This window comes from Mesorhizobium intechi, from assembly GCF_002879535.1.
Lineage (GTDB): Bacteria > Pseudomonadota > Alphaproteobacteria > Rhizobiales > Rhizobiaceae > Mesorhizobium > Mesorhizobium intechi.
The window spans coordinates 1-22,977 of sequence record NZ_PNOT02000046.1; the positions used below are offsets into that span (position 1 = coordinate 1).

The window sequence follows — 22,977 nt, forward strand, 5'->3', positions numbered from 1 at the left end:
GAATTCCCCATTGAAAACAGCCGGATAGAGTACAACCTGCACCGCAGCTGAGACGCTCGGCGCTTCCGGAGCAAAACCCTGTCCTGATCGATCACAGAAAAGTGAAACGAAGCTTGGCGCCCTGAACCCGCAATGAGCTCTTTTGGCATCAATCGCCGTCACTTGAAGCGGATCTATCCAGCTAATCCCGCCGACATTGCTCCGTCGCTGATCAGTCGCAGGATGGGCCATCGTCCATCCATACCGGACGGCCGTCCGGTGATCGCCAGGTCGAATAACTGCGATAAGATCATACGCGCGTTCGGACACGGCCATATCGGCGTGGCCTCTGCTCCGAAGACCACCGAGTTCGTCAGCTCCCTGATTGCCGACGACGAGAGCCAGCCCGCTGCCTTCGCCGCGGGCGACTCTGATACGGCAGAGATTTAAGGAGGGGTTCTGGCGTGCGTTGCGGATGCGCACGGGGGTTTCTTCCAGTTCCACAACGCCAGTCGCATACGAGATGCAGAAATAAGACGAAAGGCCGAATGCCGATCCGGGAACGACGGTGGCATTCGCCTGCTCGCCTGGGATGCCCGTGCGAGGGCTTGACGATTTGAGTTTGTCGCCAGATTGGGCGAGCGTTTCTTGACCTCAGACTCACAAGCAGCCCCAGCGCCCGGATTGTCGGATAGCCAAAGAGCCAGTGCATCGACCGTGTTCCCCTCCAGGAACCGGTGCCGGTGGTACGCTCCTTCATTGACTTTTTAGGAGAGGAACTGCCGGCTAGACGAGCCTGCGGGCGGTGATCGGGATCAAAATGATGACCTGGCCGGCCCGGATTGGCGCGGCTACTGTGCAGGCAACCCAAACGCTGAAGGCTGCATTGCCACGGTCGGGGCGAGCCGAAAACGCTCAACTGGTACAGGTCGCGGCCACCTGCAAGCCGAAGCTAGACCGGCCTCGGTTCGTCTTCCTGCCAGAGCTTCGACAGCAGGCGGCGCAATTCGGCCTGCTCTCGATCGCTCAGCCGCCCAAACATATGCCGCTCATGTTCAGCCAGCAGATTCAGCCATCGGCTGCTCTCTTCCGCGCCGCGCTGGGTGGGGAAGAGGCGTTGAACGCGCTGATCCGACGAGTCTACTTCGCGAAAAAAAAGACCGCGGGCTTCAAGCTCAGCCAGGATCGAAACGATATTTGCCCTTTGCATTCCTAGTATCCGGCAAATCTGTGCAGATGTGGTCCCAGGATACTCGACCATGACGGCAAGCACGCTCATCGGCACGATGCGGGTATTCACCGTCTCGAGCGCCGCGGCGACCCCCTGAAGATCGAGAAGCGAAGCACGGCGAAGATGGTAGCCGATAAGATGCTCCAATTTGGACACTCGCATCTCGGCCAGGATGTTCGTTTTTCGGTTGGACATGCCCCGATCACACTCCTTCTGCTTGCTTTTAGCATACCGCTATGAGATATAGCGGTCAATCGCTATGCAATATAGCTATCTCGAAACACCTGTCTGGAGGAGAATGGAACCATGGCCAATGATGTGGGTACCGTTGTCTACGAGGTAGCCGACGGAATTGCTTGGGTGAGTTTCAATCGCCCCGAGAAGCGCAACGCGATGAGTCCCAGGCTCAATCGCGCTATGCTCGAAACGCTCGACGAACTGGAATTTCGCGCCGATGTCGGCGCGCTTGTCCTGACTGGTGAGGGATCTGCATGGACCGCCGGCATGGACTTGAAGGAATACTTCCGCGAGACGGAAAAAGAGGGCCTAAAGGGCATTCGCCGATCGCAGCGCGAAAGTTATGGCTGGTGGCGCAGGCTGCGCTGGTACCAAAAGCCGACCATCGCGATGGTGAATGGCTGGTGCTTCGGCGGCGGATACGGACCATTGTTCGCCTGCGATCTCGCCTTCGCGGCTGACGAGGCAAGTTTCGGCCTTTCGGAGATCAACTGGGGTATTCTACCTGGCGGCGGGGCAACCAAAGTCGCGGTGGAGCTGATGCCGTTCCGCAAGGCAATGTACCATGCCATGCTCGGTGAACCGATTGACGGTAGGACTGCCGCCGAGTGGGGACTGGTCAACGAGAGCGTTCCGCTTGCGGAACTCAAGGATAGGGTGACCCAGGTCGCCGCTAACCTACTCAAGAAGAACCCAGTGGCGCTGAAGGCGACCAAGGATGCCGTGCGCCGGGTCGGTGTCATGAGCTACGACGACGCTGAAGACTATCTCGTTCGCGCACAGGAGGCAGCCAACTCCTTCGACAGTGAAGGGCGAAAGGAAGGCATCCGCCAGTTCATCGACGAAAAGAGTTTCAAGCCGGGCCTGGCCGCCTATGACAAGAATCGCGAGGCACGCTGAGCCTTGGCCTCCACGGACTCCAGTTGTTCAAACCGGCGGAGCCGAGAACCGCATCTCGGACATCGTCCTGGCACGATTGACGCTTGTGCGAGTCTGTAATGCCAACACGGCCGACCTTACGCCCGAGCTTGAGGGAAATCCGCGTTCACCCGCTGAAATCGGGATCTGTCCGACACCTGAAGACTACTGCGATAAGCAGCCGCGGCCTTGCCCACGACCGTCGATTGATGGTCGTCGACAAGAATGGGCAGATGCTTACGGCGCGGCAACACCCGCAACTGCTGTCGATCGACGCGTGGATCGAGGAAGACGGTGTCGTGCTCCTGGCACCCGGTCGTACGCCACTGGCCGTGCAGTTTGCGGAAAGCTTTTATGCAGCAGCCAAGATCAGCATCTGGGGCCGCGAAGTCGATGCAAGATTCGCGGGCGAGCGAGCCGACGCGTGGATCAGTTCCGTGGTCCAAATGCAGGCCCGGGTCGTCATCGACAGCCCCGCAGATCAGCGTGCCATCAACTTCAGCGATGCCGAACCCGTCCTCCTCGCCAGCGAGGAATCCCTCGCCGATGTCGCGGCAAGAGCCTCGATACCGATCTCGATGGACCGATTCCGCCCGAATTTGGTTGTGTCCGGGTTTGGTCCATTCGCCGAGGACGAATGGGAGGCAGTCCGCATCGGAGACCTAGAGTTTGATGCCATTGGACCTTGCGAGCGATGCAGCATGGTCTCGATCGATCCCTCAGAGCCATTGCAACGCGGCTCGCCCGAGCCGCTCTCGACCTTGGCGTCCTATCGGCGTGGCGAAAACGGCGAAGTGTATTTCGGTCAGCTACTGCGTCCGCGATATGGAGGCCGGGTCAATGTTGGTGACGAGGTAACCGTACTTGCGCGCCGCCCCAGGCCTCGGTTCGTCCCAGGCAAGAAGCCCCTGGCTCTCGGTATTCGCCCTTTCAATCAATTACGCCTGAAATGCGTGAGCGTCATTGATGAGACGTCTGCGGTTAAGACGTTCCGCTTCGTGACGGACGACGGCTCAACACCGCCCTATGAGGCGGGGCAACATATCCGCATCGGCTTCAATGTCGGCTCGTCCATCGCGCACCGGCGCTACACGCTTTCTTCCAGTCCGAGCCGCCCATCCTTCCTCAGCATTACGGTCAAGCGCGATGGGCTTGTATCGACAGCATTGCATGAGAAGTTGCGGGTCGGCGATCAAATATCAGCTGACCTGCCCAACGGCCGCTTCCACTTGATGGCCCGGCCGGCGGCCAAGATACTGATGCTTGGTGCTGGCAGCGGCATAACACCATTCCTGTCCATGCTGACATGGATTGCCGACAGTGCAGTGCCTTTTGATGTGGCATGCGACCTCAGCTTTCCGACCGAGGAAGAGTTGATCGCCGCGCAAGATCTCGCATTGCTTGAGAAACAATTGGCGGCGCGACTGCGACTGGTGCGTCGGTTCACCCGCCAGGGCCAGGGGCGTCTCGATCGCACAGCTATCCTCGACCTTTGCCCGGATGTGCACGACAGGGCCGTCTACGCCTGCGGGCCGCCTTCCTACATAAAGTCAATCAGAGCGGCCCTCACAAGCATCGAAGGGTTTGAGCCGCACAACCTACTCATTGAGAGTTTCGGCGGTGACGCTACCGCACGCGAGCCGACGCGTGAACTCGACGGGGCCGAGGATGAGACCTTCCAGCTCAACTTTGCGCGTTCGCAGACGGCCGCCCAGATTCAGGGATCCCAGACAACTCTCGACGCGGTGCGTTCAACGGGCATGGCCCTGGACACCGGTTGCGAGGCGGGCCTTTGCGGCAGCTGCCGCGTTCGGGTGATTTCAGGCACCTGGACCCTGTCGTCAAGTTGTTCGGACCCCGACCGCGAGGCGCTTTCCGACACTGAGAAGAAGAATGGCGTGGTGCTCGCCTGCACCACATGCCCAACGAGCGCGATGGAGATCGACCTATGATAGGCGCATTTGCATTGGTGGCCGGCGAAGCCACGCTTTCGCCCCAGCACCTTGATCCCAAAACCGTCCTTGCAGGAAATCCGTCGGTCTCGGGCAAGACGTTGTGGACTTCGCCCGACGGATCCCAGTCAGTTGGAATTTGGCAAATCACCGAAGGCACCGTAACCGACGTCGAGCAGGCCGAGCTGTTCGTGGTCGTCGAGGGAGCCGCCGAAGTAGATCTTCCCAGCGGTGAGACACTGCGTCTGATGCCAGGCGTGGTCGGCTTTTTTGCAGGAGGAGAGAAGACCGTTTGGCGCACTTCCCAAACCCTGCGCAAAGTCTACCACCTCCTTGGAAAGGCCGGAGCGGCAGAGCATCAGTCGCCTTGAATTGGCCAACCAGTCCCTCACAGAGGCGGGCGTCTGTTCGACCAAGGCAAGATGCGCTCTACCGCGGCTGCGGCGCTTAGCACCGCAGCGTCCGCGAACAACGGCCCAATGATCTGAAGACCAACTGGCAAACCCTGTTTTGAAAAGCCGCAAGGAATGCTGATGGCCGGCAGTCCGGCGTGACTTGGAGACTCCGTAAATCGATGGAAGTCGATAGCGGGACTGGCGACCGGAATGCCGTTGATGCTGGTTGGCCCGCCTACCAGCCGATCCGGATGTGGGAATGCGGCAAGCGGCATTGTCGGCGTAAAGATCAGGTCATTGTTTTCGAAGACCTTGTTGAACGCGGCCGTTATTTCGCCACGCACCGCAGTTGCCGTGTGATAATATTGCGCGGCGGAAAGCTGACGGCCGCGAGCGGCGAACGCCTTTGTGATTGGGTGGTCGGCGATATCTTCGCCGGTGGCTGCGTCGTCTTTCGCGCCGTCTTTTCCCATGAAGACGAAGCCAGGTGGCCAGTAGTCCTCGAAATAGCGCACAGGATCGGGGACGTCCAGGGCAACTTCCTCAACATGCGCTCTGTCACCGTCAGCAATGGCTTGGACCGCCATGCGGACGATGGCGGCAACCTCGTGGTCCACATTGGCACCGGCTGGCGCAGGAGCAAACGCTATCCGCTTCCCCGTCAGCACGGGATCGTTCAGGACTGCACGCACGAAATCCTCACAGGTCGCCGGCAGGCTGAGGGGATCGCTTGGATCTGGCCCGGCGGCAACGGAGAGCAAGAGCGCGCTGTCGAGGACGTTTCGCGTCAATGGCCCTTCAGTAGAGACACTCTCCCAGGCATGGCCTACCGGAAAGCGGCCGCGCGAGGCCTTCAGGCCAACGACGCCGCAGCAAGCGGCGGGGATCCGAATGGATCCCCCACCATCAGACCCCCAGGCAAGAGCCGCCACGCCGGCGGCGAGCGATGCGGCGGCGCCGCCACTTGAGCCGCCTGCCGTATGGGTAACGCGCCACGGATTATTCGTGATGCCGGTGAGAGGGCTGTCGGTCACGCCAAGCCCACCAAACTCGGGCGTTGTGGTCTTGCCGATCAAGATGGCGCCTGCAGCCTTCAGTCTCGCCCAGTTCAACCCGTCACTGGTCGGCACGTGATCGGCGAAACTGCGAGAACCGTAAGTCGTTCTGACGCCCGCAGTGTCGGTCAGGTCCTTTACGGTAATCGGAACGCCGAACAGCGCCGGCAAATCCTCCCCGGCTCGCGACATCAGCTCGGCTTCAGCCACTTTCGCCTGAGCTCTTGCCGCCTCCGCGGTCACTGTCACAAACGCGTTGATCGAGGGCTCGACGGCTTCCAGTTGCTCCAGTACCGCTTCGACGGCGTCAACGGGTGAGATGCGCCGCGATCGAATGATCGCCGCCAGTTCATATCCGCCCATCCAGGTTATCTCGGACATCAAACCTCCTCCGACGCCAGCGTCCACATGACTTTCCAGACCGCGACCATCGCCGGCTTCTCGCGGCCTTTGACCTCTATGCTGCAATTGATGGTTATGAGGTGACGCTTGCCGCGTGGCTCTATGGAAACGACATTCCCCCGGACGCGGATATGGTCGTCCGTCGTCACCATGCTTACGAAGCGAACGGAATCGAACCCGTAGTTCCAGCCGGACCAGTCCGGGTCTTCCACAACCAGGGCCTGGTTAACGAGGTGGTCGAGCAGCGAAAGCAGATGAAAACCTTCAATCATGCCCTTAGGATAGAGGGCTGAGGACATGCTGTTTTCGTTGTCGTCGATGTAGGCTGCGAGATCGAACCAGCGAAGCCGGTCGGGAGCCACCATGAGCCAATCGCTGACGAACGACCTCCCCACCAGCTCTTGGATACTTTCCCATTTCACGGAAACTGAAAGCATGTTCTGAAATCCGTCTTGCACTGTTCGGGACCCCTTTCACCGATTTCAATGGATTTTATTTGTAGCAATTGCTATATAAAAGACAACATCGCCTTTTGAACGGGATTGGGCCGAAATGCCGCGCATTGTGGATTCAACGAAAAGACGCGCCGAGATCACGGATGCCGCTATCCGGATTTTGGCGCGCGGCGGCCCATCCGCCCTGACACTTCGCAGCCTGGCGGAGGAACTGAATGGATCAATCACGCTCGTCACGCACTTCTTCGCCAATCGAGCGGGTCTTTTCGAAGCAATCGTCGACGACTATATCGCCTGCTACGACAGCGAGTTGGCGGAGTTGGAGCGTGGCTTGCCGCCGCTGCCGACGCTGCGAAAGTTCCTGACATGGTTGATCCCGACCGACGAGCGCGACCGGGGCCGGGAGGCAAGCAGAATCGCCTTGAACAGCATGCGCGGCGACAAATCGATCGATCATTTCTTCGAAGCCATGGATCGGCGAATTCGCGAACTTATCGCGGCGCATCTCGGTCCGCTCATGGACCCAAAGGATATTCCGGCCGCGGTCGATTTCCTGCGTGCCTGCACGAACGGCATCACCCTTTCGTCCGTCGAGCACCCGGATCTTTGGACCACCGCCCGGCAGCTTGCAGTCGTCGATACCGCGATCAACGCCCTTCCTCTGCATGATGCGGGCCGCTCTCAACGGGGCACCTCAGCGCTCGGCACGTGAAATGACCAGCGCGTCGACTAGCCTTACGCGGCCTGAGCCTGGCTCGATCATCACAGGGTTGAGGTCCATTTCCATGATCGCATCACCAAGATCAGTGGCCATCCACGAAAGCCGACAGACGAGATCCGCGAGCGGTTCGAGCGAGGTCTGCGGATAGAGGTTGCGATGCCCCGCCATCAGCGCTCCCAACTTGCTCGATCTGATCTTGCGTGCTGCAACGCTCGGGTTCACCGGCGCGGACATTCTGGCGACGTCCTTCACCAACTCGATCAGGACCCCGCCTAGCCCAACCGCCATGGTTGCCCCAAGGCGAGGGTCGGTCACAAAACCGGCGAAGGACTCGATCTGACCGTCGAGTTGCTTTTGAACCTCCATCCCCGTCAATCGGGCATCGGGAAGATGGCTCGCAACGCTCGCCGTAATGTTGCGCCATGCCTTTCCCATGCTTGCAGCATCCTCAATTCTTGTCACGACACCACCGACGTCCGAGCGATGCTGAACGTCGGGCGATGACACCTTCAGAACGACGGGAAAGCCAATCCCTTCGGCCCAGGCCGTCGCTTCGCCGAGGTCGCGGAATGTCGCGCTTTCGACGAAAGGCAGGCGGTAGGCGGTCAGAAGCTCGCCGAGTACTTCCGTAGCCGCTGCGCCGCCTCCCGTGCCGAGGCGCCCTTTCAACGAGGCAACCGCCCCGGCATCAGGAAGGTCGGACGGCCGCGCAATATCCTCCGGTGCATGGTGGGCGACCGCCGACCGGATGCCCACCAATGCATTGCGAATACCTCGCACAAGCGGCACCCCGGCAGCCTGAGAGATACGCTCGGGCTGGATGGACACAGATGAGCTTGACGCGATAACGACCGGCACCGCGCTCGCCGCTGCAAGTGACTGGCCAAAATATCCCTCTTCAAATGCAATCTCGGTTTCGGTGAGTGTTGCCTGCAGATCCAGAATGGGCATCACGATTCCAACTTCGGGATCGCGTGAGACAACTTCCAGGACCTGCCGGAAAATATCGCGGTCGCCCTCTGGGCCAGCAGCGACGTCGAGCGGATTGTTGAGAGGGTTGGACGGCAACAGCCTTGCGAGCTCGGCGCGCGTCGTAGCTGAGAAGGAGGGCAACGCAACGCCAAGATCATGGGCAAGGTCCGCGCACAGTGCTGCCTGGCCGCCTGAAATGGTAAGGACACCGATGCCCGTCGACTTGAGTGCCTGCGGCGGATGCGCGGCCATGATCTCAAGCGAGCCAGCCAACTCATCATAGTCGGCGACAAGCGGGACACCCAGGCTCTCGAAAAGCGACACATAGGCGGCATCGCTCGACAGAAGCGCGCCCGTATGGGCGGCTGCCGCCGCAGCACCGCTCTCGCTTCGGCCGACCTTGAGAACGACCAGCGACTTGCCCGCGGCTTTGGCCTGGCGCACCGACTTGGCAAAGGCTTCACCATCCGTGATGGACTCGATGATTGCGCCGATCGCGCAAGTGTCCGGGTCGGCGGCAAGAATCGAGATATAGTCGGCGGTCGTGGCTCCCGCCTCATTTCCTGTCGAAACAATTTTGGCGAAACCAACTCCGGTCATTGATCGGGCGACGAAGATGGCACCGGATCCGGACTGGGAGATGATCGACACGTTGCCTTTAGGCAAACCAGCCAGGTTATCCTCGTTGGCCCAGGCGTGCAGCCCGTTGGAGACGTTGATAAGTCCCATGCAATTGGGCCCGTGCACATAGGTGGAGCCTCGTGCGTGGACATCGCGCAGCCTGGCTATATCCGCCTCGGTCATACCAACGCTCATCACGATGACCGACAGGCACCCCGTTGCCTCAAGCGCCTCGACCGTATCGGCGGCCGCGGCCGAGGAAAGTGCAACGACAGCAAGCTCGATCGGCGGCAGGCTGTAGGGCGTGGACACCGCCTCGATCCCCTCAACGACCCCACCGGCCGGGTTGACCGTATGCAGCGAGCATTCGTAGCCGGTCTTGCGGATGTAGCGGATCACTTCATTGCCCGTAGCATCGCTCCTGCGCGAGGAGGCGCCGAATACCGCAATGGTCGCTGGCGCAAGCAAGGCCTTGATCTGACGAGCGCGATGGCCCTGCATTTCGGTCTCCCTTTAAAATAGCAGTCGTTATAAAACACAGCTAAATTGCCGTGGCAATAGCGATAAAAGAGCCTTCTTGGCACCGTCTGCAAGTGAGGAAATGCCTAATTATAAAAGAATATCAATACGATGACGAAAATTGACGATCAGCTTGCTTTTTCTCGATCGAGTGTAGTATGTGTTTTATATAAAAACCACTACAGGGTGAACGGAATGCCTGCCATCAATGGGAAGGTCAGCCTTCTGGCTGGAGCAATATCTTGCTGCGCTGCTGCACTGGCAGCCCACTATTCGACAAATTCCGCCAATGCCGCGGAGCCGGAGATCGTTTCCCGGGCTCCCGCCGCCTCGAGCGCCGTAGACAGTATCGTTTGGAATCTTCCTTTCGGCGAACCGTCGACGCTCGATCCGCCCAACGCGCCAACGCTGTCAGGGGCCGGTGTCGTGAGTAATCTTTGCGATGCTCTCGTCACCATAGATGAGAATTACAATCTATCGGGCAACATTGCGACGTTCAAAGTCGTTAACCCAAACAAGATCGTCTACAAGATAAGAACAGACGTCAAATTCTGGGACGGGTCTCCTGTGACGGCGGAAGACGTAGCTTTCAGCTTGAAGCGGGCGGCCGAACCCGCCCAGATCGTCAGCTTTCTGTTCCAGAACGTTTCATCGATCGATGTCACAGCTCCAGACGAGGTGACGGTCTCTTTCTCCAAGCCGGGCGAGATGTTCAATGCCGAGATGGCGACGTTTGCCGGCATGATCATGAAGAAAAGCTATGTTGATGCGGCAGGTAAATCCCTGGGCACGGCGACCGGCGGCCTGATGTGCAGCGGGCCTTTCAAGCTGGACGGCTGGAAAGCCGGAGACAGCATCGTCATCACGCGAAACGACGCCTATTGGAACAAGCAGCGCATTCCCCTTGCCAAGAAGGTGACTTTCACCTTCGTCACCGATACGGCCGCCTACGTGCAAGCCATGAAAGCCGGCGAGATCGACGGGTCCTACGAGGTCAGCCCCTCTGCAATCCCGGCACTGCAGGGCATCAATGCAGGGAGACTTTTCTACGGTCCGTCCATGCAGTCGATCCAGTTGCAGGTAGCTAGCCCATCTGGCCCCTTGGCTGACCTGAAGCTTCGCGAGGCCTTCCAGTCCCTCATTGATCGCGACGCGATCGCCAAGGTTGTCTACAAGGACGCTGCCGTGGCGCAATACACCGCCCTGGCGCCGGCGACATGGCAGAACGATGCTAGAGAGATTTACGCTGCGGCGTACCCGGAGTTCGAAAAGTCTCGCGCTTTCGACGTCGCGCGGGCGCAGTCCCTGGTAAAGGAATCAACCTATCAGGGTGAGCCGATCGTTCTTGCGATCTCCGCTGGCGAGGAGACCACGGTGCGGGTCGCTCAGCTTATCCAGCAGCAGGCAAAAAAGGTCGGCGTCAACGTAACGATCAAGCAGATGCAACCACTAGAATTCAGCGAAGCGCAGTATGATGCCGCCAAGCGCACAGGGATCGATTTCGTTCTTGGCACGAATTTCAATGCCGCCCAGGACCCGCTGGAGCCGACCGGGTTCGTCTACCTGCCTGGCGGCTTCTACAATCTTTCCGGTTTCGACGATCCGGAGGTAACGCGGCTTATCAATGAATCGCGCCAGAACTTCGACCCGAAGGAAAGAGCCAAGATGTTCGTCCAGATGCAGGACATCTATGAAAAGCAATCCGGCACGATCCCAATCGTGAGCCAGCGTACGGTCACATTCCTCAACAAGCGGCTTGCTGGCGCGGTCACTTCATTCGGCTATCTATCCATGCCTGCTCTCGCATTTGTGGGCTCGGCCCAGTAGCGGACGAAGGCACTCGATGGCTACGACGAATTTTTCTGGGCGCCGCGGGAAAGGGAGAGTCATGCGGGCTACGACTGGCGGTGTCGCACGATGGATCGGGGGACCCTGCGCCATCATTCTGGTCACGTCCTTTGTCATCTATGTTGCGCTCACCTTCGCCCCGGGCGACCCCGTCGCGCAGATCCTTGGCAGCCGATCAAGTCCCGAACAACGCGCCGAATTGGCGCGTGAGCTTGGCCTGAACCTGCCGCTGCTTGTCCGTTACTGGCATTGGCTTACAGGAGCGCTGACCGGAAATTTCGGCATATCGACAACGTTTCGTCAGCCGGTGGCAAATATCCTGATGCCCCGGATCGCCACCACCATCTACCTTGTCGCATACAGCGCGTTGATCATCCTGGCCGTCGGGATCTCCCTCGGTTCGGTCGGCGGCGTGTCGCGACGGTTGCGGCCGTACGTTAGTGCTCTGATCGGTTTCGGCATCGCGCTTCCCGGCTACGTCGCAGCGCTGGTGCTGGTCAGCATATTCGCCGTCTATCTTGGCTGGTTTCCGACCTTCGGTGCGGGTGCCGGCTTTCTCGACCGGATCTGGCATCTCACGCTTCCGGCAATCTCGCTCGCCATCGGCTGGACGGCCTATGTAGCCCAGATATCAGCAGCGGCCGTGCGTGAAGAGGAAGGGCGCGAGCACGTCATGACCGCGCGCGCCCGTGGTCTGCCACCGGCGCTGATCTTCCGCAAGCACATTTTGCGGAACGCGGCAGCCCCGATCATCACGGCCTCGGGGCTTTCGGTCGCTGGCCTGGTGGCGGGCGCGGTAGTCGTGGAGACAGCGTTCGCCATCGATGGCGTCGGGTCACTGGTCGTCAAGAGCGTCAGCGCCAAGGATTACGACGTGGTGGTAGCCATTTCAGTGCTCATCGTCGCGGTGTTCGTGGTGATGAACACTTTAATCGCGCTCCTCCACAACATTGTCGATCCTCATCGGAAGGCGAGTGATTCATGACGGCGTTCATCTCGCCCGCCGACCGGCAGGCACCCCGGTCGGGATCGGCGGATCCTCTTGTTCTGTTGCTTGCCGCGATTTGCCTGACGATATTCCTGATCGCGATCGTCGGCCCCTATCTGGCGCCCTATTCGCCGGAGGATGCTGACATTCTTTCGGCAGGCCTCGGACCGAGCGGGGCGCATTGGTTGGGCACCGACGCGCTCGGCCGCGATATTCTTTCGAGACTTCTGGTCGGGGCGCGCTTGTCCATAGCAGGCGCCTCGCTGATCGTGGCTCTGAGCACACTTTTTGGCGTGAGCATCGCCCTGGCATGCGCATGGCGTGGAGGCATTCTGGATTCGATTATGATGAGCGCGCTCAACATCGTATTCGCGATCCCGGGACTGCTGATTGCGGTCATACTTTCGGCCTTGATGGGCGCCGGATTTTGGCCACCAGTAATCGCCCTTACCGTGGTCTACGTGCCATTCATAGCGCGGGTTATCCGAAGCGCCGCGCTTCGTGAACGCAGGCGGGCTTATGTCGACGCGTGCCAGATTGCTGGCTTCTCGTCCTGGCGGATTAACCTTCGTCACATCGCGCCGAATATCGGCTCGATCATTCTTGCTCAAGCCACCATCACGTTCGGCGCCGCCCTGATGGATTTTGGGGCGATTTCCTTCCTTGGCCTGGGCATTCAACCGCCGCAGGCGGAATGGGGCTTGATGGTGGCCGAAGGACGCTCAGAGCTGCTCGAGGGTAGTTACCAGCTCAGCATGTCGGCGGGTCTCATGATCATCATCACAGTGATCGTGTTCAACGTGCTGGGGGAACGCATCAGCGACAGGTATGGCCGAGCATGACCAACGCGATCGAAATTGAGAACCTGCGGATTGACCTGCCTCGATCTGGATTTCGCAAACGCGTCCCCGTGATCAACGACCTCAACCTGTGCATCGAGGAAGGTGAGGCTGTCGGGCTCGTGGGTGAATCTGGCTCGGGCAAATCGATGACCACCCGCGCTATCATGCACTTGCTGCCGGATGGGGCGCAAAGGAGCGGCTCGGTAAGATATCGAGGGCAGGAGATTGCCGATTTCGATCGCAGAACGCTTGCCCTTTATCGCAGCCGCGACCTGGGTGTGATCTTCCAGGACCCAAGGGCGCATATCAATCCGTTGTGGACGATCGGCGACTTTCTTGTCGAGGCGGTGGTGGCAAACCGTCAGATGTTGCGAGCCGAGGCCACGGATCGCGCCATCGCACTGCTTGCGCAGGTCGGTATCAGCAACGGATCCCAGCGTATCCAGCAATATCCGCATCAATTATCCGGAGGGTTGCTGCAAAGAGTGATGATCGTTTCAGCCCTGATGCCTTCCCCAGCCTTCATTTTAGCCGATGAGATTTCAACCGCTCTCGATGTCACCGTGCAGTCGGAAGTGATGGCGATCCTGAGCGAACTCAGGCAAAGCAATCGTCTTGGCATGCTTTTCATCACACATGACCTCGACCTTGCCGCCGCTGTGACGGACAGGCTTGCTATCATGTATGCGGGCTCGATCGTTGAGGTTGGCCCCTCGCATGAGATTTCGACCGCGCCTAAACATCCTTACACTGCGGCACTTATGGCTTCGCGGCCGAGTCTGACCGAAGTTCGCAGACTGCAGACGGTGCCCGGAAGACCGATTTCGGCTTTCGAGGCCGGCAACGGTTGCGTCTTTGCATCGCGTTGCAGTTTTGCGGCCGCCCGGTGTTCTGTCGAGCGACCCCTCGCGAGGCAAGAAAAGGACCGATCCGTTGCCTGCCACTTTGCGGCCGACCTGGCTCCAGCGATCAGCGTAGCGGCGTCACAATGACCGGGCTGCTCGAGGTAAGGAACCTTCGCAAGGCCTTCCAGGTGAAGGGCGCCGACGGCTTGGAAGAGCTCGTTGCTCTCGAGGATTTGAGCTTCGACCTGGCGCGCGGGAGTTCACTGGCGGTCGTCGGTGAATCGGGGTCGGGCAAAACCACCTTGGCCCGCATCATCGCTGGACTTCAACCGGCGACCTCAGGATCCGTGACATTCGACGGAAAGCCACTGGCGCCGCCTCGCCGCCTCGTCGATCGTATTGCGCGCGCCCGCGAGATCCAGATGGTTTTTCAGGATCCATTTGGATCATTAGATCCAATCCAACGACTTGGCTCGAGCCTGGAGGAAATCCTCAATTTACACTACCCGGGAGACCGCGCCTGGCGTCGACGCAGAGTTGATGAATTGTTGGAACAGGTCGGACTGTCGCAGGAATTCCGTGAGCGTACCCCTCGCAGTCTGTCCGGCGGGCAGCGTCAACGATTTGCCATCGCCAAGGCAATAGCGTTGGAGCCTCGGCTTATTGTACTCGACGAATGTGTTTCGGCTCTGGATGTTAGCGTGCAAGCTCAGGTTCTCAACTTGTTGAGCGACCTGCGCCAGGCGCTCGGCATCAGTTATCTCTTTGTCTCACATGATCTCGCCGTTGTGCGCCAGGTCTGCGATCAATGTCTCGTCATGCAGTTCGGCAAGCTTGTGGAGATGGGGCCGACCCAGCTGGTCCTGAATGCGCCACAAGAACCGTACACCAAGAGCCTTTTAGCCGCTGTGCCGCGTCCAGGATGGCGACCGAGCAAGCGAACGCAAGTGCATCAATAGAGCGGGAACCACGTGGCGCGGTTCTCAGTACGCAGGCTCGCAGAGAGGCAACCAAATCGGTGACGTTGGCGGCCGTGGCACGACCCACTCGACAAGTGCCGACACAGCCCTGACCTGAACTGTCTCGCGACTTGGGCGACGTCCACTTTCGGAGAATCAGATTTGACACCTGGCGTTCGCGATGCGGTGCAGACGCGTCGTAGGAACAAGCCCTGTCATTTCATAGCCCTTCCGCCCTGTGTGGGCTTGCCTGGGAAATGCGTCGCCTTCCTGGAATATCGATCTAACGCGTAGGCGATGAGATGGAAGGCGACGCCATCGAGCAGGCCTTGTATGTAGCCAGCGATGCTGTCAGCCGCCATGCGCAGGTGCGGCGTCGATCGGTTGGGCTTCGGTCAGGAAAGACAGCATGGCGGTGGGTAGCGCTGCGGAATTGAGCGCATAGATGCCGCAACGCAAGCCGAAAATCGGGCATTAAGGGCGCGCGGCTGCCGGGTGGCATTTACGATCTGAAGCCTCTGCAGAGGTCATTTTTGGCTGCCGAAATCGTAATTACGGATGAGGAAGCGTCATTGTTCACGCCCCTCATGCGCCGCTTCGATCCATCTGACGATGTCTCGACCGCGGTGGCTCGCAAGAGAGCCTGCCTTCCACAGCCGAGGCTCGGCGTCACTGCCCATCTGAAGGATCAGGTCTTGAAGTTAAGCACATCGTTGTAGCCACAAGTAATCACATGGCCGGTGTTCGTGACCGGGCGTGGGAGGGGCAGAGGCCGGCAACATACTGACCGGTGTCATTTCCAACGGTCCGCCAATGTTTAGACTTGCCTAGCTGCTGGGCCGGCGCTCAGCAGCAGCGCCAGACGATTTGCGGCGCCCCGCAGATGCTCTTCCGCCGCCCTGCGAGCCTCTTGCGGGCTGCCTTCCGCGATCGCGTTGAAAATCGCGACATGCTCTCTTTGAACGTCTGCAAGCAGTGCATTGCGCAGCGAGCTGGCGCGCGCCTTGCGGATAAAGTTGCGGACGTGCGATTCGAGAAAATCAGACATCTCTCGGAAATGCGGATTGCCCGAGGCATCAACAATCTCGCGATGAAAAGCCAAATCTTCCTCGATTCCTGCTTCACCGTTGTCGAAGGCTTGCTGGATTGAGTGAAGTTGCCTCTCGATCGCTGCCAGTTGCTCGGCCGATCGCCTCTCGGCAGCAAGAGCCGTGGCTGCGGACTCCACAGCCATCAACAGCTCAATGACGTTGCGAATATCAATGGCGTCGGTGAGATCGATTCCGGCCAGCCGAAAGGCGATCTCCTTGGTTTCGATGACGAACGCACCGAGCCCCTGTCGCGTGGCCACCAACCCATCGCGTTTTAGAGTACCGATAGCCTCACGCACGATCGGCCGGCTTACTCCGTACTTTTCCGAAAGGTCACGTTCGGTCGGTAACTTATCGCCGATGGCATACATTCCTGACGTGATGTCCTCGCGGATACGCCCCGCGACAACGTCCACCAGCGACGGCGCGCGTCTTACCCTGTCGTCGACCACCATTTCATTCTCCAATCAGCCTCTCCGACCACGGACAGCAGACCCATGCAAGTCACCTCACGGGCGGCGGAAAGCGAATTTTCCACAGGATAGCAGATTCCACTTGTCAGGCAACCAAGCAACATGGTTATTAGCTAAGCCAGAAGACTGCGGAGCCGCTGGTTCGAAGCTGGGTGACGCCAGCGGCGAAGGGGACTTCGTGTGCCTTCTTGAAGGGGCGGGTTCCCGTGCCCTGCAGATCGCGATTCCGCGTAGTGGGAGGAACACACATGAACATTTTCGATGACGGCAAGAGGATTGCCAGACTTGCTCAAGAGGCTGCGGAATACACCGACTTCAGCCGCAGGTCCCTTCTCAAGGGGATTGGCGGTGCGCTCGGTGGCGCTGCACTTGCAGGCATTACCACGGCCAGCGCGGAGGATGTGACGCCGCCGAAGCCGGGCAAAAAAGTGCGGATCGGCGTGCCTCTGACCTACGGCCCGTTCAATCAGCCGTGGCGCCGTGGTTGCTGGCAGATCGTCAAGGCCGTGCTCGATGCTGGTGGCGAGGTCGTGAGTGTCCGCGGTGAGCCGACCAAGGCGAGCGAGCAGTCGGCCGAACGCGCGCTGCTCGACCGCGGTATCGATGCCTTGGTCATGGGCATCTACTCTCAGGAATCGGAAACCGCCTATATCGCCGACGAGGCGCACAAGCGAGGCATCAAAACGGTTGGCTTTACCATCCCCGTAAAGGATTCCCCAGCGGTCATGGATGACGTGTGGGGGACCGCGACCACGCTCGGATACTTCGTGCAGAATTACACCGGCCGCCAGGGCACTTTCGCCCAGACCGCGGAGCAGCGCGGCTATTTCACGCCGTTCGACATGGAAGTCGACATGTTCGAACTCATGTGCAAGTACGAGCCGCGCATGAAGGTCCTTCCCTTCATTGACGGCGGCCAAGGGACCACCGACGAGATTTCGGTCGGCCGCAAGAACATGCTCTCGCTTTTGCAGGCGCACCCCGAACCCAAGTCGCTCGCCGGCTTCATTTCCTGGTGGTGGCCGTTCACGCTCGGCGCAGGCCAGGCGCTGAAGCAGATGGGCCGTGACGACGTGCCGCTCTTCAACCACTATCTGTCGACGCAGTTCCTCGAGGCCTGGGCGGCCAAACAGGTGCCTGTCGTCTTCAGTTGCGACTCCCCGTTCCCCGAAATCGGCCGCAAGACGGGCGAACTCGCAGTCAAGCTGGCACGCGGCGAGGAAGTGCCCAACATCGTCTATCGTATTCCAGTGATCACCAAGACCCCGGACCAGGCGGAAGCGGCGCTGGCCGAGCTTAAGAGCTGGGACGAACAGGCGATTGCACTGCTCAAGCAGTTTGGCGGCTGATACATTTGGCGGGCGGCAACCGAGTAACCGCCGCCCGCCGTCTTTAGCAGGCAGCAAACAGATCGGAGTGGAATCCGGCGCTTGTCGGATTGGCTTAAACTTCATCCGAATGACGGGAACGGACAAGTGACGCAAGTTGACCACCAAACCTCCCCTGCGGTCGCGCAAAACGTGGCCAGGACCGCCGTGTCCTCCGGACGCAAAGAATCTGCCGCCATGCGGTTTTTGCGGCGCTGGGGAACGATTGTCGTCATCGTGCTTGCGGGCCTTGGGTTTGCTCTCGCCTCGCCGTACTTCGCGACCGTCTCAAACCTGAACAATGTCCTGTTTTCGATGATTGTCAGCGCCCTGGTCTCGATGGGCCTGACCTGGGTCGTGATGGCGGGCAGCTTCGATTTGTCCATCGGCCTCACGGTGACGACATCGTCAATCCTGGTGGCCTTCCTGATGCCGGTCGTCGGGCCTTGGCTCGCCATAGTGATTGCCCTCGCCGCAGCCTGCGTCATCGGGCTGGTGAACGGTGTCCTCGTCACCTACGGACGGTTGTCGGGCATCGTGGTCACGCTGGGCGTAATGTTTGTGCTGGACGGCATCAATGTCTTCATTACCGGCGGCTACCAGGTACCCATCGACTATGGCGAAACCGCCTTCCTGTATCTCGGTCAGGGGAAGCTCGGAACCATTGGCGTGCCCGTTATCATCCTGCTCGTCATATTCGCCCTGGCCCTCATTGCCGCGACGCGCACGCGCATCGGACACTATATCGCCGCTGTCGGCGACAACCCCATGGCGGCCTTTTACTCGGGCATCAATGTCTACCGCTGGGTGATCCTGGCCTTCGTCCTCTCGGCCTTCATGTCGGGGATCGCCGGAATTATCGTCACCTCGATCTCATCATCGGCTCAGCCCGTCGGCGGCGAAGGTTACCTGCTCGAAGCGTTCGCCGCCGTGTTCCTTGGCGCGACCGTGCTCGGGAAGGGAAAACCCCATGTTCTCGGCACCTTGGTTGGCGTGTTCTTCCTTTACATGGTGGACTCGGGGATGAACATGGTCGGCTTCCCCTTTGCAGCCCGGCACATCTTCCAGGGCTTAGTCCTCATCGTCGCGGTTGGCGCCAACGCGCTGCTCAACCGTGAAGAAGTCCATCTCAAGTTCATCTGAGAGATGGTCATGTCTGAAGCACCCCTCGTCGAACTGAGAAACCTCGAAAAGGAATTTGCCGGCACCAAGGCCCTAAAAGGTGTCAGCCTGAGCTTCGCCAGCGGCGAGGTGCACGGCCTGCTCGGCGAGAACGGCGCCGGCAAGTCGACGCTCATCAAGATACTGACGGGGGTGTACAGCCCCAGCGCCGGGGAAATCCGGCTCGAAGGCGTCCCGGTCAAGATTTCGAGCCCACCAGAAGCCCACCGGCTGGGTCTGGGTGCCGTGTACCAGGATGCGGAACTGGTCTCGAGCTTCACCGTCGGCCAGAACATCCTGCTGGGCAACGAGCCAGGGCGCGTTGCTCTGAATGACCGAGCCATTCACGACGAAGCGGCTCGTATCCTGGCCAAGATGGGAATCGACCTTGACGTAAGGCGGCCCGCCGGCGACCTCTCGGCGGCCGAGATGCAGCTCGTCACCCTGGCAACCCTGTTCCACCGGCGCTACAAACTCATTGTTCTCGACGAACCGACCGCGCGACTGTCAGCAGCAGAGTCGGAGGTGCTCTTCCGGATCATCGAGGGCTTCAAGACCCAAGGGATCGCAATTGTGTACATCTCCCACCGGCTGCGCGAGGTACAGGAAATCTGCGACCGTGCCACGATCCTGCGCGGCGGCCTAGTCTCCGGCACCCTGAACAGAGGCGAGGTTACCGAGGATCGTGTTACCGGGCTCATGGTCGATCGCAATCGCTCGGAGCTGAGCACCTTCAACAATGGCGAAAGCGTCCTCCCAGACGTTGCCCTCGAGGTAACCGCCATATCCACGGCCCGGCTGGCGCCGCTGAGCTTCAAAGTTCACGCAGGCGAAGTCCTCGGTGTCACCGGGCCGGTCGGTGGCGGCATGGAAGAGCTCGCCCGCGCGCTTGGCGGCATCACGCGCCACTCTGGAAGCGCCTCGGTGCGTGGCAAGACAGTCGCCTTGGCAACGCCGATTCAAGCCCGGAGCGCCGGAATCGCCCTCATCCCGGAAGATCGGCGCAAACAGGCTCTATTCCCGTCCCTCTCCGTCGCTGAGAACATCTGCCTACCGGTGCTGCACTCGCTGCAACGCCTGCTGACGGTCAGCCCGGGTCCCATGCGAAAATATGCCGATGGGGTGATGGAGCGGCTCGCGGTCCGCCCGCCCAATTCGTCCACGCAGGTGCGGTTCTTCTCGGGCGGCAATCAGCAGAAGCTGGTCATCGGCAAGTGGATGAGCGCCGGCGCGGCTGTCTACATCGTGGTCGAGCCCACCAACGGTGTCGACGTCGGCGCGATCAAGGAAATCTACGACATCATCCTTGGCTTGGCGCGCGGCGGCGCGGCGGTGCTGCTAGTCTCTTCATCGCTTCGCGAGACGCTCGCCATGGCCGACCGGATCATGATCATCCACGACGGCGTAAAAGTCGCCGAAGCGCCGAAAAAGGACTGGAGCTACGACGAATTGCTGGCCGTGACGCTGAGCGGGATATCGAGACGCGCGGCATAATCAATCGAACAGAAGGAGGACGATCCATGAGCACCGACATTCGGCTCTACATGTTTCAGACCGGGCAGATCCGGCAAAAAGAGGTCGACATCAAGCTCGGCTATAGCCAGGCTGAGTTCTTCACGCCCATTCCCTGGTACCTGATCGTTCACCCCAAGGGCAACATCGTGATTGACGGCGGCACCGCCGTCGAAGCGGCCAGCGACCCGGAAGGCTGGTGGGGCGACACCACGAAGAAATACTATCCGATCATGGATCCAGAAGAGGGCTGCGTGAACCAGCTCAGCAAAATCGGCATGAAGCCGGACGACATCAAATTCGTCCTGCATTCGCACCTCCACCTCGATCATTCCGGGGCCTGTGGCAACTTTCCGAAGGCACGGCATCTGGTGCAGCGGCGCGAGATCGACTGGGCCTTTGCCGCCGACTGGTTCATGCAAGGGGGTTACATCAAGAAAGACCTCACCAAGGACGGCATCACCTGGGACGTCATGGAGGACGAAGACCAGTATGACGTGTTCGGCGACGGCAGCGTCCAGACCTTCCTGTCGCCGGGGCACACGCCTGGTCACCAGTCGATCATGGTGCGGCTGCCGGAAACCGGCCCGATCCTGCTGGCCATCGATGCCGCCTACACCATGGACCATTGGGAAGAGAAGTGCCTGCCCGGCGCACTGACGTCCGCCCGCGAAGCCGCCGCCTCGGTGCGACGCCTGCGCCGGATCGCCGAAAAGGAAAACGCGATCGTCGTGCCAGGGCACGACATGGAGGCCTGGCAGAAATTCAAGAAGGCCCCAGCCGAGTATTACAAATAGCCGACACAGGCTTCCGCGACCGGCCTTAATCGCCGGTCGCGGCCCTTACGAAATTATTCATACCGAGCGAACGCGGCGTGGCCGCGGAGCGCAACGACCACTATTGCCGCCAACGGTTCCCTTGGGAGCAGCTTCCAAATGCACGACACGATCCTCGACAATATCCAGACGCGCTGGAATGCCGCGGCGGCGACCTGGGATCCAAAGGCGCTGGCACGCATCTACACCAAGGACGCCGTGTTTTTCGGGCTGCTGCCCCGGCTCTACGTCGGGCGTTCGGAGATCGAGGAATATTTTGGAAGCTACCGCCTGATTCTGGAGAAAGTTGAGCTCACTCTGGTCGACCAGAATACACGCCCGATGGGGCCCGACGTCTTTGCAGCTCAAGGCTTTGGCAACATCCTCAACTACAACTTTGATGGGACCGTGATCAAAAACGTGGTTCGCTCATCCTTCGTTATTGTCTCAAAAAGCAATGAGTGGCAGATCGCTCTGCACCATTTTTCAGAGCTCGTCCCTGGACAAAAACCCTCCCGTGGCTAGCGAAATCGGCCTCGCGGTTGGCTCGCCTTCGTCTGCTATTGGTGAAGCCCAGATCTTATCTCCACGACCGAGCCGCTGAAGGGTTTCGGGTGCCGTCAGGCGTACGAAAACCTCTCATGCCGGAACCCGCTGGCAGCAGGCGATGAGCTATGGGGATTTGTGTCTCGGGGTGTGCCAGCGTCCGTCGCGGACCTCCGCATGGGGTGCTGGTGGCTGGTCGAGTATGCGGCTTCTGGCCAGAAGGCGATCAGGCGGCGGTTCGAGATAGCGACCCGGTGGGTATAGCACGACAGATAGGCGAGCACCGCCTCCGGGCCGGCGAAGGGCGGCTTGGCGCAGACCGCCCAGCGCTTCTTCCCGACGGGAGCCAGGTGGCGTAGGAAGGCCGTCGCTCGGCGAAGCGCGCCATCGGACGAAGAAGGCGAGCCGCCGCATCGAGCGCGTGCTGTCCGCCATTGGCGCGCCGGTCAGCCACTTCTCGCCAAACTAGCCGAAACTCTTTGCCTCCTTCAGGCGGCGTTTGTTCCGCTGCTTTTCGATGGCTGGGGAGCGGCCCTCCCTGACCTCCCTTCGAGCGTCGAGGCCGCGCCTGAGCAAGAGAAATTCCGTCTCGGCCGTATCCGCCAAGACAGGCGGTCTCGCGACGCCCATGCAGTCTGTAATCCAGGCGAAAAGAGATCGCACCGCTTGGCATCGGACATACATCCTGTCGCGGTCCGCCACTTTTCGGATTTTCTCTTTTGGTTTCAATTCCTTGAGGGCAGCGTCCGTCAACATCCCTGCTGCCTTTAAGAAGTACCGTCACTGGTTTTTCGAGTGCCTTCGGCGACAATTTCTCTGCATTTCCAGCTAGTTAAGCTGAAAAAAGTACCGTCACGAGCCCTACGGATCTCGACGGTACTGTCGAAAATTCAACTTGCCGATGCGAGGGAGGGCCGTCGAGCGGTACGGCAAAGCCGAATTATGCGCGCCGATAGCCACCGAATGTCAGTGGCCAAAAATAGTTTTAGTTTGAGTGACTTAGATCGCACTACGGCGTGATTTCGGCGGTGCTCGGAGGAGCCTGAATCATTCCCACTCGATTGTTTTAAACC

The 22,977-nt window shown here is 59.8% G+C and carries 20 protein-coding genes and 3 pseudogenes; 15 read left to right on the top strand and 8 right to left on the bottom strand.

The features are described from left to right. Positions 1-132 precede the first annotated feature (132 nt). Positions 133-429 (top strand): FAD-binding oxidoreductase/lyase, encoded by a 297-nt coding sequence (locus C1D09_RS04075; protein ID WP_167514483.1) that lies wholly within the window; start codon positions 133-135, stop codon positions 427-429. A gap of 502 nt (positions 430-931) precedes the next feature. Here C1D09_RS04075 and C1D09_RS04080 read toward each other — a convergent pair. Then, the gene (locus tag C1D09_RS04080) at positions 932-1,405 is read right to left on the bottom strand and encodes a MarR family winged helix-turn-helix transcriptional regulator (protein WP_143973115.1); all 474 of its coding nucleotides are present in this window, start codon (positions 1,403-1,405) and stop codon (positions 932-934) included. A 111-nt stretch (positions 1,406-1,516) separates the two neighbouring features. Here C1D09_RS04080 and C1D09_RS04085 point away from each other — a divergent pair, with 111 nt between their 5' ends. The 3 genes from C1D09_RS04085 (at position 1,517) to C1D09_RS04095 (ending at position 4,688) form a co-directional block, all read left to right on the top strand. Next, on the top strand, positions 1,517-2,347 hold the full coding sequence (locus C1D09_RS04085) for a p-hydroxycinnamoyl CoA hydratase/lyase (protein WP_143973116.1): 831 nt from the start codon (positions 1,517-1,519) through the stop codon (positions 2,345-2,347). 98 nt (positions 2,348-2,445) lie between these two features. Beyond that, positions 2,446-4,317, top strand: coding sequence for an MOSC domain-containing protein (locus C1D09_RS04090; RefSeq protein ID WP_143973117.1), 1,872 nt, complete (start codon positions 2,446-2,448; stop codon positions 4,315-4,317). Next, positions 4,314-4,688, top strand: coding sequence for a cupin domain-containing protein (locus C1D09_RS04095; protein WP_143973118.1), 375 nt, complete (start codon positions 4,314-4,316; stop codon positions 4,686-4,688). Before C1D09_RS04090 ends, C1D09_RS04095 begins: the two co-directional genes overlap by 4 nt. Positions 4,689-4,705: 17 nt before the next feature. Here C1D09_RS04095 and C1D09_RS04100 read toward each other — a convergent pair whose 3' ends face one another. Beyond that, on the bottom strand, positions 4,706-6,148 hold the full coding sequence (locus C1D09_RS04100) for an amidase (protein WP_208760346.1): 1,443 nt from the start codon (positions 6,146-6,148) through the stop codon (positions 4,706-4,708). After that, positions 6,148-6,606, bottom strand: coding sequence for a hotdog family protein (locus C1D09_RS04105; protein ID WP_143973119.1), 459 nt, complete (start codon positions 6,604-6,606; stop codon positions 6,148-6,150). Before C1D09_RS04105 ends, C1D09_RS04100 begins: the two co-directional genes overlap by 1 nt. 115 nt (positions 6,607-6,721) lie before the next feature. Here C1D09_RS04105 and C1D09_RS04110 point away from each other — a divergent pair, with 115 nt between their 5' ends. After that, positions 6,722-7,336: a TetR/AcrR family transcriptional regulator gene (locus tag C1D09_RS04110; RefSeq protein ID WP_143973120.1), complete on the top strand. Its 615-nt coding sequence runs from the start codon at positions 6,722-6,724 to the stop codon at positions 7,334-7,336. On the opposite strand, the gene C1D09_RS04115 is transcribed toward C1D09_RS04110, so the two are convergent. Continuing rightward, positions 7,319-9,439, bottom strand: coding sequence for an acetate--CoA ligase family protein (locus C1D09_RS04115; protein ID WP_143973121.1), 2,121 nt, complete (start codon positions 9,437-9,439; stop codon positions 7,319-7,321). The genes C1D09_RS04110 and C1D09_RS04115 overlap by 18 nt on opposite strands. Before the next feature lie 213 nt (positions 9,440-9,652). Between C1D09_RS04115 and C1D09_RS04120 the strand changes: the two genes are divergently transcribed. The 5 genes from C1D09_RS04120 to C1D09_RS04140 are packed head-to-tail and all read left to right on the top strand — an operon-like array spanning position 9,653 to position 14,939. Beyond that, a complete protein-coding gene (locus C1D09_RS04120; protein WP_167514484.1) occupies positions 9,653-11,284 on the top strand; it encodes an ABC transporter substrate-binding protein in 1,632 nt (543 codons plus the stop codon). Positions 11,285-11,300: 16 nt separating this feature from the next. Further along, positions 11,301-12,290 (top strand): ABC transporter permease, encoded by a 990-nt coding sequence (locus C1D09_RS04125; RefSeq protein ID WP_208760347.1) that lies wholly within the window; start codon positions 11,301-11,303, stop codon positions 12,288-12,290. Next, positions 12,287-13,135: an ABC transporter permease gene (locus C1D09_RS04130; protein ID WP_208760348.1), complete on the top strand. Its 849-nt coding sequence runs from the start codon at positions 12,287-12,289 to the stop codon at positions 13,133-13,135. Before C1D09_RS04125 ends, C1D09_RS04130 begins: the two co-directional genes overlap by 4 nt. After that, the gene (locus C1D09_RS04135) at positions 13,132-14,127 is read left to right on the top strand and encodes an ABC transporter ATP-binding protein (protein WP_143973123.1); all 996 of its coding nucleotides are present in this window, start codon (positions 13,132-13,134) and stop codon (positions 14,125-14,127) included. The genes C1D09_RS04130 and C1D09_RS04135 overlap by 4 nt, the downstream gene beginning before the upstream one ends. Then, positions 14,124-14,939 (top strand): ABC transporter ATP-binding protein, encoded by an 816-nt coding sequence (locus C1D09_RS04140; protein WP_143973124.1) that lies wholly within the window; start codon positions 14,124-14,126, stop codon positions 14,937-14,939. Before C1D09_RS04135 ends, C1D09_RS04140 begins: the two co-directional genes overlap by 4 nt. Before the next feature lie 215 nt (positions 14,940-15,154). On the opposite strand, the pseudogene C1D09_RS33650 reads toward C1D09_RS04140, so the two are convergent. Continuing rightward, a pseudogene (locus C1D09_RS33650) lies at positions 15,155-15,307 on the bottom strand (integrase); the annotation flags it as partial. A 449-nt stretch (positions 15,308-15,756) separates the two neighbouring features. Further along, positions 15,757-16,485 carry a FadR/GntR family transcriptional regulator gene (locus C1D09_RS04150; protein WP_143973125.1) on the bottom strand — a complete coding sequence of 243 codons (729 nt, stop codon included), beginning with the start codon at positions 16,483-16,485 and terminating at the stop codon, positions 15,757-15,759. Positions 16,486-16,751: 266 nt separating this feature from the next. Here C1D09_RS04150 and C1D09_RS04155 point away from each other — a divergent pair, with 266 nt between their 5' ends. The 5 genes from C1D09_RS04155 to C1D09_RS04175 all read left to right on the top strand — a co-directional run bounded on the left by C1D09_RS04155 (position 16,752) and on the right by C1D09_RS04175 (position 21,883). After that, positions 16,752-17,852: a sugar ABC transporter substrate-binding protein gene (locus tag C1D09_RS04155; RefSeq protein ID WP_143973126.1), complete on the top strand. Its 1,101-nt coding sequence runs from the start codon at positions 16,752-16,754 to the stop codon at positions 17,850-17,852. A 126-nt stretch (positions 17,853-17,978) separates the two neighbouring features. Continuing rightward, a complete protein-coding gene (locus C1D09_RS04160) occupies positions 17,979-19,013 on the top strand; it encodes an ABC transporter permease (protein WP_246135650.1) in 1,035 nt (344 codons plus the stop codon). A gap of 9 nt (positions 19,014-19,022) precedes the next feature. Next, positions 19,023-20,525 carry a sugar ABC transporter ATP-binding protein gene (locus C1D09_RS04165; protein WP_143973127.1) on the top strand — a complete coding sequence of 501 codons (1,503 nt, stop codon included), beginning with the start codon at positions 19,023-19,025 and terminating at the stop codon, positions 20,523-20,525. Between the two features lie 26 nt (positions 20,526-20,551). Continuing rightward, a complete protein-coding gene (gene attM, locus C1D09_RS04170; protein WP_143973128.1) occupies positions 20,552-21,340 on the top strand; it encodes an AttM family quorum-quenching N-acyl homoserine lactonase in 789 nt (262 codons plus the stop codon). A 138-nt stretch (positions 21,341-21,478) separates the two neighbouring features. After that, positions 21,479-21,883: a YybH family protein gene (locus tag C1D09_RS04175; protein WP_143973129.1), complete on the top strand. Its 405-nt coding sequence runs from the start codon at positions 21,479-21,481 to the stop codon at positions 21,881-21,883. Between the two features lie 242 nt (positions 21,884-22,125). Here the strand turns inward: C1D09_RS04175 and C1D09_RS04180 are convergent. Together C1D09_RS04180 and C1D09_RS33655 are read right to left on the bottom strand one after the other, a co-directional pair. Continuing rightward, positions 22,126-22,284, bottom strand: a pseudogene (locus C1D09_RS04180) (transposase); the annotation flags it as partial. A gap of 16 nt (positions 22,285-22,300) precedes the next feature. Then, positions 22,301-22,660, bottom strand: a pseudogene (locus C1D09_RS33655) (Arm DNA-binding domain-containing protein); the annotation flags it as partial. Positions 22,661-22,977: the final 317 nt, after the last annotated feature.

What these genes read in the sequence shown, in the direction of transcription:
- C1D09_RS04075 (WP_167514483.1), top strand. Translation starts at nt 133, where the DNA reads ATGAGCTCTTTTGGCATCAATCGCCGTCACTTGAAGCGGATCTATCCA.
- C1D09_RS04080 (WP_143973115.1), bottom strand. Translation starts at nt 1,405, where the DNA reads ATGTCCAACCGAAAAACGAACATCCTGGCCGAGATGCGAGTGTCCAAA.
- C1D09_RS04085 (WP_143973116.1), top strand. Translation starts at nt 1,517, where the DNA reads ATGGCCAATGATGTGGGTACCGTTGTCTACGAGGTAGCCGACGGAATT.
- C1D09_RS04090 (WP_143973117.1), top strand. Translation starts at nt 2,446, where the DNA reads ATGCCAACACGGCCGACCTTACGCCCGAGCTTGAGGGAAATCCGCGTT.
- C1D09_RS04095 (WP_143973118.1), top strand. Translation starts at nt 4,314, where the DNA reads ATGATAGGCGCATTTGCATTGGTGGCCGGCGAAGCCACGCTTTCGCCC.
- C1D09_RS04100 (WP_208760346.1), bottom strand. Translation starts at nt 6,148, where the DNA reads ATGTCCGAGATAACCTGGATGGGCGGATATGAACTGGCGGCGATCATT.
- C1D09_RS04105 (WP_143973119.1), bottom strand. Translation starts at nt 6,606, where the DNA reads ATGCTTTCAGTTTCCGTGAAATGGGAAAGTATCCAAGAGCTGGTGGGG.
- C1D09_RS04110 (WP_143973120.1), top strand. Translation starts at nt 6,722, where the DNA reads ATGCCGCGCATTGTGGATTCAACGAAAAGACGCGCCGAGATCACGGAT.
- C1D09_RS04115 (WP_143973121.1), bottom strand. Translation starts at nt 9,439, where the DNA reads ATGCAGGGCCATCGCGCTCGTCAGATCAAGGCCTTGCTTGCGCCAGCG.
- C1D09_RS04120 (WP_167514484.1), top strand. Translation starts at nt 9,653, where the DNA reads ATGCCTGCCATCAATGGGAAGGTCAGCCTTCTGGCTGGAGCAATATCT.
- C1D09_RS04125 (WP_208760347.1), top strand. Translation starts at nt 11,301, where the DNA reads ATGGCTACGACGAATTTTTCTGGGCGCCGCGGGAAAGGGAGAGTCATG.
- C1D09_RS04130 (WP_208760348.1), top strand. Translation starts at nt 12,287, where the DNA reads ATGACGGCGTTCATCTCGCCCGCCGACCGGCAGGCACCCCGGTCGGGA.
- C1D09_RS04135 (WP_143973123.1), top strand. Translation starts at nt 13,132, where the DNA reads ATGACCAACGCGATCGAAATTGAGAACCTGCGGATTGACCTGCCTCGA.
- C1D09_RS04140 (WP_143973124.1), top strand. Translation starts at nt 14,124, where the DNA reads ATGACCGGGCTGCTCGAGGTAAGGAACCTTCGCAAGGCCTTCCAGGTG.
- C1D09_RS04150 (WP_143973125.1), bottom strand. Translation starts at nt 16,485, where the DNA reads ATGGTGGTCGACGACAGGGTAAGACGCGCGCCGTCGCTGGTGGACGTT.
- C1D09_RS04155 (WP_143973126.1), top strand. Translation starts at nt 16,752, where the DNA reads ATGAACATTTTCGATGACGGCAAGAGGATTGCCAGACTTGCTCAAGAG.
- C1D09_RS04165 (WP_143973127.1), top strand. Translation starts at nt 19,023, where the DNA reads ATGTCTGAAGCACCCCTCGTCGAACTGAGAAACCTCGAAAAGGAATTT.
- attM (WP_143973128.1), top strand. Translation starts at nt 20,552, where the DNA reads ATGAGCACCGACATTCGGCTCTACATGTTTCAGACCGGGCAGATCCGG.
- C1D09_RS04175 (WP_143973129.1), top strand. Translation starts at nt 21,479, where the DNA reads ATGCACGACACGATCCTCGACAATATCCAGACGCGCTGGAATGCCGCG.